The 10,941-nt window shown below is 62.1% G+C and carries 12 protein-coding genes and 1 pseudogene; 9 read left to right on the top strand and 4 right to left on the bottom strand.

Translation table 11 applies throughout. The features are described from left to right. The first annotated feature begins 776 nt into the window (after positions 1 to 776). The 4 genes and pseudogenes from ABJK40_RS04020 (at position 777) to ABJK40_RS04005 (ending at position 4,504) form a co-directional block, all read left to right on the top strand. Positions 777 to 941 (top strand): hypothetical protein, encoded by a 165-nt coding sequence (locus ABJK40_RS04020; protein ID WP_348481077.1) that lies wholly within the window; start codon positions 777 to 779, stop codon positions 939 to 941. 9 nt (positions 942 to 950) lie between these two features. Continuing rightward, complete coding sequence (locus tag ABJK40_RS04015) at positions 951 to 2,225, top strand: hypothetical protein (RefSeq protein ID WP_348481076.1); 1,275 nt, start codon at positions 951 to 953, stop codon at positions 2,223 to 2,225. 25 nt (positions 2,226 to 2,250) lie between these two features. Then, positions 2,251 to 2,394: pseudogene (locus ABJK40_RS04010) on the top strand (IS3 family transposase); the annotation flags it as partial. Between the two features lie 1,435 nt (positions 2,395 to 3,829). Further along, positions 3,830 to 4,504: a J domain-containing protein gene (locus ABJK40_RS04005; RefSeq protein WP_348481075.1), complete on the top strand. Its 675-nt coding sequence runs from the start codon at positions 3,830 to 3,832 to the stop codon at positions 4,502 to 4,504. 202 nt (positions 4,505 to 4,706) lie between these two features. Here ABJK40_RS04005 and ABJK40_RS04000 read toward each other — a convergent pair whose 3' ends face one another. Next, positions 4,707 to 6,032: a hypothetical protein gene (locus ABJK40_RS04000; RefSeq protein ID WP_348481074.1), complete on the bottom strand. Its 1,326-nt coding sequence runs from the start codon at positions 6,030 to 6,032 to the stop codon at positions 4,707 to 4,709. Positions 6,033 to 6,153: 121 nt separating this feature from the next. Between ABJK40_RS04000 and ABJK40_RS03995 the strand changes: the two genes are divergently transcribed. From ABJK40_RS03995 to ABJK40_RS03985, 3 genes are all read left to right on the top strand, one after another. After that, complete coding sequence (locus tag ABJK40_RS03995) at positions 6,154 to 6,333, top strand: hypothetical protein (RefSeq protein ID WP_348481073.1); 180 nt, start codon at positions 6,154 to 6,156, stop codon at positions 6,331 to 6,333. A 684-nt stretch (positions 6,334 to 7,017) separates the two neighbouring features. Further along, entirely contained in the window at positions 7,018 to 7,323 is a 306-nt protein-coding gene (locus ABJK40_RS03990; protein ID WP_348481072.1) for a hypothetical protein, read from the top strand. Positions 7,324 to 7,427: 104 nt separating this feature from the next. After that, entirely contained in the window at positions 7,428 to 7,583 is a 156-nt protein-coding gene (locus ABJK40_RS03985; protein WP_348481071.1) for a hypothetical protein, read from the top strand. Positions 7,584 to 7,700: 117 nt separating this feature from the next. Here ABJK40_RS03985 and ABJK40_RS03980 read toward each other — a convergent pair whose 3' ends face one another. The 3 genes from ABJK40_RS03980 to ABJK40_RS03970 form a co-directional block, all read right to left on the bottom strand. Then, complete coding sequence (locus ABJK40_RS03980; protein ID WP_348481070.1) at positions 7,701 to 8,552, bottom strand: hypothetical protein; 852 nt, start codon at positions 8,550 to 8,552, stop codon at positions 7,701 to 7,703. A gap of 64 nt (positions 8,553 to 8,616) precedes the next feature. Beyond that, on the bottom strand, positions 8,617 to 8,826 hold the full coding sequence (locus ABJK40_RS03975) for a hypothetical protein (protein WP_348481069.1): 210 nt from the start codon (positions 8,824 to 8,826) through the stop codon (positions 8,617 to 8,619). 359 nt (positions 8,827 to 9,185) lie between these two features. Beyond that, positions 9,186 to 10,076 (bottom strand): trypsin-like peptidase domain-containing protein, encoded by an 891-nt coding sequence (locus tag ABJK40_RS03970; protein ID WP_348481068.1) that lies wholly within the window; start codon positions 10,074 to 10,076, stop codon positions 9,186 to 9,188. Here ABJK40_RS03970 and ABJK40_RS03965 point away from each other — a divergent pair. Continuing rightward, on the top strand, positions 10,017 to 10,364 hold the full coding sequence (locus ABJK40_RS03965; protein ID WP_348481067.1) for an ATP-binding protein: 348 nt from the start codon (positions 10,017 to 10,019) through the stop codon (positions 10,362 to 10,364). The genes ABJK40_RS03970 and ABJK40_RS03965 overlap by 60 nt on opposite strands. 123 nt (positions 10,365 to 10,487) lie before the next feature. Continuing rightward, complete coding sequence (locus ABJK40_RS03960) at positions 10,488 to 10,682, top strand: hypothetical protein (protein WP_348481066.1); 195 nt, start codon at positions 10,488 to 10,490, stop codon at positions 10,680 to 10,682. Positions 10,683 to 10,941 lie beyond the last annotated feature (259 nt).

Raw genomic sequence — 10,941 nt, 5'->3', positions numbered from 1 at the left:
GCCAGGAACGCTGGATGAACCGCTGGAAGCCCGCCCTCAACGCCTTCGCCATCACCTTCGAAGGCCGCCTCTTCTGAGGCCCTACGATCCCCAACAACAACCATGAGCCAGGTCAGTTACACCAACGATCTGACAGTCCCTCCCAGCGAAGTCCGCTTGCAACGGCGTTGCGTTTGAGGGCATCTGGGACGGTCCGATTCAGATTGTGGCGTCCAACGGTCGGACGCTTGCGTCTGGCCGGGCGGGCGACACGCCGCCGTGTGTCACACCGGAGTACCTTGCGGGTGGCTGACCGCACAACTGCGGCACGATAGACGCATCGTGGCTGTGCTGCGGAGCAGTCGGTGACGGTTGGGCCGTCCTGAAGTTGACCCGGTCTTCTGGACACGGTGGTGTGCCCCGGACTCCGCTCCTTACCCTACCGCCCGGCCGTATGCGCTGGCCCGCTTGCTGCTGTCAGCGCGGCCCATGTACCCCAACGCACGTTGCCGGGCTCGCCATCGACTGCCCCAGCACGCCGAATGGGCAGTTCGCAAGCGAATCAGGACGGCGAAACCGTCGACCGGTGAGCGGGGTCCGCGGCACGCTGCATTTGCGCCACTACCTATTGGTTGCCGAGCAGATCGACGACCGCTCCGCTTCATCCGAATTCCGCAACGTGAGCGTTGTGGCAGCCGACGATGTCGAATGGAAGCAGGTGGAACAGCGGAGCAAGCGTGGACTACGGTCAACCATCGTGAACCTTGGCGTTAACCCCACCGTTCTAAAGCCACTACATGTACGCCGTGTTGGCTGAACGCTCGGAAGTCGTGCTCGGCGGCCGCACCGAGGGGCTCGTTGCAGGCGAAGTCACCACGGTGATCGCTGTCGAGGTGCACCGCGCTTCGTCGGCTGCCAATCAGGCTCAGCTCTGCGCGTGCAGCTCGAAGATCGCAGGATGAGGAAGTCAGGTGGGCTTTCTCAACGATGAGGACTTTCAGTTCGTGGAACCGCCCCTGCGGTTCCCTGGCGACGCTCGCCTCGACGAGATCCGAATCGCTGACGATCAATGCCAAGCCGGTGTGTTCGTCGACAGTGTCTTCGAACTCCTGGGTGAGCTCCGCAGCGGCCGCCAGTACGTGTTCGACGGCTACGACATCGAACGACTAGCCGCTTCGACCAAGACACCGTGGGGCAGATATGTGGATCCGGACCTCAGTCTTTGCGGACCCGAGCTGCGTGGGCATCTCCGCATCGTGCTCTACGAGTGCTCGGCCCACTTGCTCGAGCTTCGTGGAGTCGGCCGGACGTGGACGGTCATTCACAACGGAAAGCAGGTTCTCCGGTCGCATCTCGACTTCGAGGAGGAGCCCACTTACGGAGACGAGGATCCCTACGAGCCGGAGATCGATGATGAGGAGTACGAGATGACCGTCGCAGAGCGTGAGCACCTGCTTGGCCGCGCTCAGCAAGCTGAGCGTGACGCCAAGGTGGCAACGAAGAACGCTCAGGACCAAGTGGAAGAGGCGCATGCGCGTGCCCGAAAGATTGAGCGCGATTCGGATCGCGAGCTCAAGGAACTCGAGAAGGCGCTTGCCACCGAGCGCAACAAGCGTGAAGTCGTGGAGCAGAAGCTTGGGGCCAGCGTGGATACTCAGGCCGAAAGACAGCGAGCGGCGAAGAAAGAAGTGAACGGATTGAAGGCAGAAATCCGCGCTCTGAAGAAGTCTTTGGACGCTCTCACCGGACAAGTCACTCAGCTGCAACGGTCAAGCGCCCAACTCGCCGCATCCGAGGCGAGGGAGCGTAAGCGAGGCGACCAAGCCGAGCAGAAACTCGCCGATGCTGAGACACGAATTTCGGACAGCGAGACGACAATCGGCGACCTGGAGCGCCTTGTCAGTTCCGAGAAAGACAGCTTGGAAGTTCAGCGGGGTCAGTTTGAAGAGTCGCTCGAGGAGTTGCGACTTCAGCTGAACGAACAAGCTTCGTTCAGCGAGAAAGAGGTAGAGCGCCGCGTCGACGCCGCCGAGGCCGCAGCCGCCGACGAGCGGACTCGATCTGACGAACTGAATCAGCAGGTCGGAAGAATCCGGAGCGAGCTGTGCGCGACGAAATCCGAACTTGATCAAGCCCGCAGCGACTTCGCTGAACTCGTCGACGAGGCTCGCGCTGTGCTTCCGCAGCGCCACCTCAAACGAATCACTCGACTCGGTTCGCGTAATCTCAGGCGCGTGCGCCCCTGACCACATCCGGCGGCCAACTTCTACGAGTCCACAGCTCGGGATCGGCACCGAGTCGCTGCGGCCCTGGGTTCGTCGCTCTGAGATCGATGACGGTTCCAAGCCGGGTTCATCGAGCGAGGACGCAGCGAAGTTGAAGCGGGTCGAGCAGGAGAACCGTGAGCTGGGAAGAAGGGTGCCCTGCGATCCGAGACGGCATTAGCGGAGACGGTAGCCGTCGACGCCGGACACCGACTGCCGACGTCATTCGACGAGGCAAAGGTTGAAGCGCGGCTCGTTGGACAGTTCAAGACCAGCCCCCGCGGGCCGCCCTGTCCCAGAACGCCGGCTCAGGGACCGTCGCCAAGCAACACCCGAGGGGCGGTGCGATCGACTCCGATCCTGCGGCGTTGCCCCGTGTGCAGGTGGCTGGGGCACGATCGCGTTCTACTCGCACTCGCACTCGCACTCGCACTCGGAGTAAGGCAAGGCGTTGAGGCACTCTTGGCAAGGCTACGCAGCTGCCTTCGCCTGCGATGACGACGCCGCCTCGGAGTACCTGAAATCGCGACTCGAGAAATCCCGGAGTACACGCCTGACGGGAACGCATTGTCCGGGGCGAGTTCGTCGACCACATCGATATGGCCGACATGAAGCCAAGCCACCCGAACACCAGCAGAACCCATGAACCCGAGATACGCACCCGATCTGATCGGCTTCGCGCCGACGATCTGAGCGACAGCGCCGCCCGACTCGAGCGCGTGGACGGCGATCTCCACTTTGTGCGCGCTTGCTTTTCAAAGCCGAGCATCGCTAACCGGATCTCATCGGACCGGACGTCGTCGGTTCAGTTATTGAAGCAGTCTGACCGTCTCAGTCGACGTTCACAGACGCCGCTCGACGAACCACTCGAGCCGACGACCGGTAAGCGGAAACAGCGTCTCCAACCCCAGGTTCAGCGCGCCGGTCAAGCTCGCATGCGGCGAGGTGGTCCCAACGACTCGACCGTCGCCGTTCACGTCCGCAATCTGCGATAGAGCGCCTCAATCCGCCTCGGATTGTCCTACCCTCGTCAGTCTTGAATCAACGGCTGCTCGCCACGGTCGTGCCCTCCTGGTGTGTGCGCTCCGTCCAAATAGTTCAAGGATGGCAGCTTCGTGCCGAATGAAGCACGCACAAATCCCGCAAGGAGAACCGTGACCTCCACTAACAACACCCCGGTATCCGTCGTAGTCCTGAGCGGCCGAAAGCCGTGACCGCATGAAGGATGTTCGGGGGTGAGCGCACCCTCCAACACGACGTCAGGTCCACCTGTTGCACGTCCGGACCCATTGCTCGATTTCCTCTGGCGAGGAAAAGTGTATCGGATCCCGCCTGCGTGGTACCCCGATCCTCTCCCACGAGCCGAAGCGCGGTACTGGGACGGAGAACAGTGGACTCCCCACATAGTCGCGCGCGGGGTCGAGTACGACGAGCGGGTCGCTACTCCGATCGCTCGTTGGTGGCCGCCCGAAGACGCAGCGATCCACTGCATCAACGCCGCCTTCCACTCATCGACGTTCGCCTGGTCGAACAACCAGCCAGCCCAAGCCGCCTGGCACGCAACTCATGCGTTTCACCTCGGTCGGATGTTCAGACCTCTGCTCGCCAACAGTCATCGAAAGGGAGGAACCGGAACGAGTATCGGGCTTGGCTACATGGTTCTCGGCCCGGTTGGTCTGATCGCCGGTCCGATCGCAAACTCGCTGCGCAAGCGATATCAACGCAACGCTGCAGCGGCCGCCCATACGGAGGGCATTGCGTCGTTCGCGATCATGATGCTGTCTGCAACTGAGTCACTATTGCCCACCCTGCCGAGGCAGCAGGCCGACGTGGAGGCCCTGTACGCCTGGCACTTCGTGTTGACATCAGGAGGCGACTTCGCCAACTATCACGACGCACTCATCCACGTCGCGCACTGTTTTGGTCTCCTCGCCCACGCTGACATCGAACTCGCCGCGTTTCTGCTCAGGTACGCGCAGACATTCAACTGGGCTCCGGTCCTCGCTGCGTCGGCCGCACTCGGCTTCGTCATCCACGAAACCTTCGATGAGTTGGCACCCCTCCGCGAAGCGTACGAAATGTTTGGTTTGGTCTTCGGAGCTGATCAAGAGCAGATCCGATTCGCGTATCACCGGTTGGCGCGCCAGTGGCACCCAGACTCGCTCGGCGACGTACCCCAGCATGTGAGGCAACTGGCAGGCGAACGCATGGCAGCCATCAACCACGCACACTCGCTGCTGATGGGACAATTCGCTCGGTGATCTCAGCCACGATCGCCGACCGACGACGTAGAGGTAGATCTTGCATTGAATTAGCCGCACATCGGTGGATCGACGAGCACATCGACTCCATTCTGACGCAGGCGCAAACAACTGTCCCCCAACGCCGGCTCGGTGACTGTTGCCGAGCGGCTCTTTGAGGACGGTCGATGGCGGACGAATTGGGGCGCCCTTCCCGTGCTGCCTAGTGCGCGTCGACTTCCGGAATCGTGGGTTGCGCAGTAAGCACGGGCTCTCGTGGCAACCCAAGTCCTTCCAGCTCAGCCGCACGGTCTTGATAGTGAAGCCAGGTGATGAAACCTCGGTCGACCACGTTGAGGCGGCGCCGACTGGAGTCGTAGTCGATAATGATCGGAGCGATGTTGCCCTTGACCTGAAGGGACGCAGCGGCACCTAGCGCCTGCGTCGTGTTGCCCTGGTTCACCGGAGTCTCGGGGTGATTCAGGTCGATGAGCTTCTGAACACGGTTGAGAGTCACACCGTTCTCCAGCTCCTCGACGGGTAGCGCCAGAAGCGGGAGCAGGAGCCATCGATACATCTCATACTTGGTCTGCTGAAAGCCATCCGCGAAGGCGTTGAGGAAGTTGCGGTACCGAGCCGACTGGTCCTCGACGACGCCATGAATGATCTCCGAGGTGGCCACCTGGGCTTCCACATGCTGGTGGAACTCTTTGGAACTCGTTACGCCGGCGCTTGAGCAGGCCCGGAAGCACGCCTCCTGCACGATATGGACGCTGAGAAAGCAGCCTTCCAGCAGGTCGTCCACGAATTGCGGGTCGAAGCTGATGTTGAGCAGTCGCTCGCCCTCAGAGACGACTTGTCGCAGCTCGTCTACCGTCCAGAGGTCAGCATCAACCGAGAGCACCCGGCCGGTGAGGTCGCCGTTGAACTGGATCAGACGGTTGTCATCTAGCCACACGCCGATGACGATGAACGTGAAATTGCTCTCCTCATGAAACGCCTTCAGCGAAGTAGCGAATCGCTGCTGAGTCTCGACCGGGAGGTAGTGAAAATCTTCAAGCACGATGTACCTGTCGAAGTCGATGGCTCGAAGCGCACGGATTATGTCGTCAGCGCTCTCAGGGTCAAGCTCCAGCGGCGCGAAGTTCTTGGTCTCCTCGGTGGCGTCGGTTTCGGTCTCTTCGCCGCCGATCTTTGCACCCAGCCCGGGAATGCCGACGCTGCCCTCCGCCGTGGCGATCACTTTGGACTCTCCGCTCACGGTCCGAGCTGAAGACAGTTCGATCCGGTAGCCAGCGTCCTTGAGGACACCCGTCAGCAGTTGGCTCAGGCTCATGCCGCTGTTGCACATCACTCGGACGAACTCCCGATCGCTGAGCCAACGCTTCCGTAGTGAGGTCTTACCCTGCTTGGAGCTGCCGTGGACAACGATGTGCTTGTCCGTAGTTAGCGATCCGACGAACACATCGTCCACGGCCGGACGGGTGACGTAGTTCAACGGCACCTCCCGCTGCACCCCGAACACCTCGGCAACCTTGAATTCGCTCATCTGTCTTGTCCTCGCCCGCGGTGGATTGCTGCGTTACGACACCGTAGTGCTTCCGGCGGACTGCCGACCTTGTATCCCCCGCACTGCTCAGTGCGAGCGAGACACATCTATCGTGCGACGGATGAGCGGTCCAGCGGACGACTCGGACCTTCCACCGTGGGTCTATCTCATCGGCGTTGGACTCATTCTCTTCGTGATCTACGTCTGGCAGGCGCGGCTCGATTTGGTGACCGACCTCGTCGATGAACGTATGCGGGATGACGTGAGAGACCTGCAACCGACGATGACCTCCAAGCCGTAGCCAACAGCGCGCCCATCTCGTGCGAGCCGACCGATCTACTAATCAGCTTGTCCCTGAACGCCGGATCGGTGACCGTGGCCAAGCGGCACTATCAGGGCGCCCCATGGACGTCACCTCGGGCGAATCCCGTTCACCCGACGCTCTGGCGCACCTATCGCTCGGCGTGATGGCGCTCCAGGAACCCACACCTAGACAGGGTGCTAGCTTCGCCCGATGGTTGGTTGTGGCCGAATTTGGTTCTTTGCCTGCTCTCGGTCCCTCCGGCAACGTGCCATCAAGTACGCGGGCTGTGATGCAATCACGCATTGGCGCTTCGGCCCAGTGCGCGGCGCGATCGTCTTCGGGGGATTCACGTGAGTCAGGATGATGTGCTCCGGCTGCTTAGGCATCTCGGCCGCGCACTGCTGTGGCTGCTGATGATTCTCGCAAAGGTGAGTTTCGTCTTAGTGGTCCTCTTTGTCACGGTCTTGGTCGGTGCTCTGCAGGGCCTCATGCGCACCGACAACAGCGGCATTGCGACAATTGCCCGACGCTCCAGCCGCCGGAAATGGTAGAGCAGCGACTGTCACGGATTGATCCCGGACGGATGTGCCGTGGGGCGTGTGTACCGTGTGCTGCTCGCGCGGTAAGCGGGGCGGTTGACCTCGCAAAATGACAGAGCAGAATTCCACTACTGTCGCGAAGATGACGAATCACGAGCCCGCTCCCGAGTACCGAGATGGAAACCCGCCAGAGGTTTACCTGAGACTCGTTATCGATTACCTCGTCGAGCCGCATCGTCGACGGCTCGGTTTAGGAACTGCTATTGACATGCTGGCTGCGGTCGACGATCTCGCCGACGACGGAGTCGACAGCACGACGCAGCATCGGACGGAACTAGACAAGAACAAGAAGCAGGGAATCGAGGAGGTCACCTGCCCGAACTGCTACATCTTGATTCCGTCTGGAACCGACTGCGCGACGTGTGATTGGACGGCTACAACGGACTGAACGAATAGACCCCTCAAAGACGGGGTCTATTCGAGTGGAGAGTGTCCACAAACGCCGGCTGCGGGTGTGATCGAAGTCGAGGCATCTGGAGGTGATGGTGTGGTGTGGGTGTCCCACGATTCAAGGAGGACATCCTGCCCACACTGCTCACCAACCACGCCGCTCTTTGCACCCACGATCCGCCGTGGTCGCCCGACGAAGCCCAAGTCGCTGCTGCCGCGTTCCTCGCCCGGTACAACGGCCGAACCCTGGAGGCCTAGCGCCACCACCTGCGCTACTACTTCCAGTGGGCCGCAGATCAACGGCAACTTCGCCGCGAGTCAGAGTCGGACGTGGACGAGCGGCGTTGGACTTACTCGTCACCGCCCTTAGAACGGTCAGTTACCGCTACGGAATCGGTCCAAGCAAAGGGTTACGAAGCTCGCCTTCAGACTGGCCTGGCGGGACTGAATCTCGATCGCATCTGGCCCGCCCAGATCGCCATTTCGGAGATTTAGTGGATCCACAATGGCGCCGACAATACGAGATTGCTCAGCGTCGCCTTCGGGGGTTCCATCAACAGCGTCGCAGAATTGTCCGAGCAGATCGAGTTGTTCGTCGTTGAGCTGGTCCTCCGAAGCGATCTCCGGCAGATCCGTTAGCAGTTGCCCCAAATTCGGAATGACTTCGTCAGGCAATGCGAACTCGAAGTCCTCGGCGAGGATGACGCCAAACTCCAGCACTCGACCATCCGCTTCAACTGTTGCCTCAAGATTCAGCTTTCCACCCGGCACGGCGCCCCGGAAGCTGAGTGTCGCCTTGGACGTCGTTCCCCCCAGCACTCGGGCGGGGCCAACAGCGTCGACCGCGGTGAACGCTGCCGCATCAGGGTTCGTATACGTACTCGACGTCAGATCGATTCCGACGTCGGCACCCGAGGCGAAATCGACATTGATCAATAGCGTGTCCTGAAACGGAGACTCCAACGAACCGCGAACAAACACCGTTAGCGGACCTTCGGTTCGAGGAAACACAGATCGGGTAAGCAACGCCTCAACGTCGCCACCGTTGATAGTGAAGGTCGACGCCCGCCCATCAGCGTCGAGCGTCGAGCCGCCGAACGTGGCGCAATTATCGCCTTCGCACACCGAGAACTGGTCCCCCAGAGCTTCCACGGTCGGCGGTGCTTTGAACTCAGCGCCTGCGGCGGCGCCGGCGGCAGCTTGACCAATCCTGAAGTCGACGAACACTCGGGCTGCGGAGTCAGGCTGCGTCGCTTCTAGTGCTTTCTCGTCAGGACCTCGGAGCATCACCTCAAAGCACGTCTTGCTCCGGCTCGCCACCGTCGTCCCCGGTGTCGAGCGAACCCGGTGTGGCCTCGGGCAACTCGGGTTCCGGCTGGACGGTTGCGTCCGACGTGGAATCTGTGGCCAGTGAGGTTCTATCGACATCGGCAACTTCGTCACTGCCGGTGCACGACGACAACATCGCAACGATCAACAACAGCGCCTGCGATGGTTTCACGGCGAAAACCTACCCGGGGAGCAGCGAGGTCTGAATCGGCCGGCATTGCCTCAGGTCAGGTTTGGTCCGTGACCTGTCGCCGATGGATATCACAACTGTCCCCTATCGCCGGATCGGGGGCGCCCACCGCGAGAGTTCCGACAGATCACCGAGCCGCAGTCGGTCGTCGCGGCTCCCGCATTCCGGCCGACACCTCGTCCAGCGAGCCCTCGCGCCAACGTGGCGTTCGAGTCGGCATCAGCGCGCGTCGCCTCGGTCGAGGACGGCCCCAGGTCTCCCCTCACCCTGGGGCCGTCCGATTGAGGAACGCCGCTGGTCGGTGGGCCAACGGAAGTCGCTTGCGTGTGGTGCTGCTTGTGTCAGACGACTCGGCTGCCCAACGTCGCGACGACCTCGATCGATTCGTTGCCGCGGTGAACGTCGAGTCTGACCTCGTCGCCGGGACGAGCCGCTTCGATCACATCGGCGAGGTCTCCGGGCGCTTTCACGTCGGTTCCGTCGACGGCGACCACGACGTCGCCGTGCCTCAGACCTGCGGTCTCGGCCGCTGAGCCGACCGTGATCTCGCTGACGAAGAGGCCGTGGGTGACCTCGAGACCGGCTCTTTCGGCGACTCGAGGATCGATGGGGGCGGTGGCGATTCCGAGGAACGCTTGGACGATCGGTTCGCCGGTGGCGAGTTGTTCGAGGATCGGCAGTGCGGTGTCGATCTCGATTGCGAAACCGATGTTCTGGGCGCCCATGGAGCCCGCGGAGTTGATGCCGATCACGGTTCCGTCGAGCGACAGCAGCGGTCCGCCGGAGTTGCCCGGGTTGATCGCGGCATCGGTCTGGATCAGGCCGTCGAAGGTGCTGCCGTCTTGGAGCGTGATCGAGCGGTCGAGCGCTGACACGATTCCGTCGGTGGCGGTATGGCCGCCTTCGAACCCGAGGGCGTTCCCGATCGCCACGACCGGTTGTCCCACTCGGAGGTCTGCCGACTTTCCGATCGGCAACGCCGTCAGATCCTGGCGGTCGACCTGGAGTACGGCCAGATCGTGGAGCGGTGACATCCCGAGCACGACTGCGGGCGAGGTCGTGCCGTCGGCGAATTCGACGTCGATCTTCGACGAGCCGACGACGACGTGGGCGTTCGTTGCGATCCGTCCGTCGGTCGACATCACGAAACCGGTACCGGCCCCCTCGCCGAGGTGCGACTGCGCAGTGATGCGGACTGTGCCGGTCAGCGACTCGGCGACGAGCGACGACACGTCGTTGCCGACGCTCGGCTCCAGCTGGGGGGTGACGATCCCCGGCTCGGAGGCAACGGAGGCGGCGGCGCAGGCCTCGGTCTCGCCATCGTACGCGACCTCGTCACAGACCTCGGCGGCGAGGTCGCCGTCACCACGAGCTCGACACTCGGAGGCGCATCGTTCGTTGTCGTGCTTCCTGATGCACGGAAATCCACGACGTCCAGCCCAGCGACCTCGCGACCGGATGACCCGAACGAAGAAACCGAAACCGACCTCGCAGACCCGAGGGTGAACGACGACATGTGATCTCTCGGGTCGACGCTCGGATCCCGGCGAACTCTGGCGTCCGGGTCAACGGTCGTGCTGCTGAACGACCTCTCGTGACCGCCCGTCAGGTTTGCACGAGCAACTCGCGGGAATGCTGTTGACATGATCACAGTGCGCCTCGCAACCGTCAGTCTCGTCGCGGTCGCGTCACTCGTGGGATGCGCCTCCGACGAGACGGAGCCGGCCGTGGATCCTCCGCTCGAAGAGGACGTCCCGTTCGACCCTGACGTGGGTGACGGCATCGACACCGAAGTCGAGCGGAGCGAGAACATGGGCATGGACGGCGACGACGCATAACTGCGGATCGTCGGGACGGACATCTCGATCGCAGACATGCGTCCCGGCATGGCATCGCTCCCTGCTGGCGGGCTCTGCGACGGTCGATCTGCGAGCAACGAGGACGAACATCGTCGCACGGGACTGTCAGATCGTTGGTGTAACTGACCTGGCTCATGGTTGTTGTTGGGGATCGTAGGGCCTCAGAAGAGGCGGCCTTCGAAGGTGATGGCGAAGGCGTTGAGGGCGGGCTTCCAGCGGTTCATCCAGCGTTCCTGGC

The sequence above is a fragment of the Ilumatobacter sp. genome, from assembly GCF_039969435.1.
Lineage (GTDB): Bacteria > Actinomycetota > Acidimicrobiia > Acidimicrobiales > Ilumatobacteraceae > Ilumatobacter_A.
Note: the sequence above shows the minus strand (reverse complement) of the source record. Positions and strands in the feature narration are given on the sequence as shown.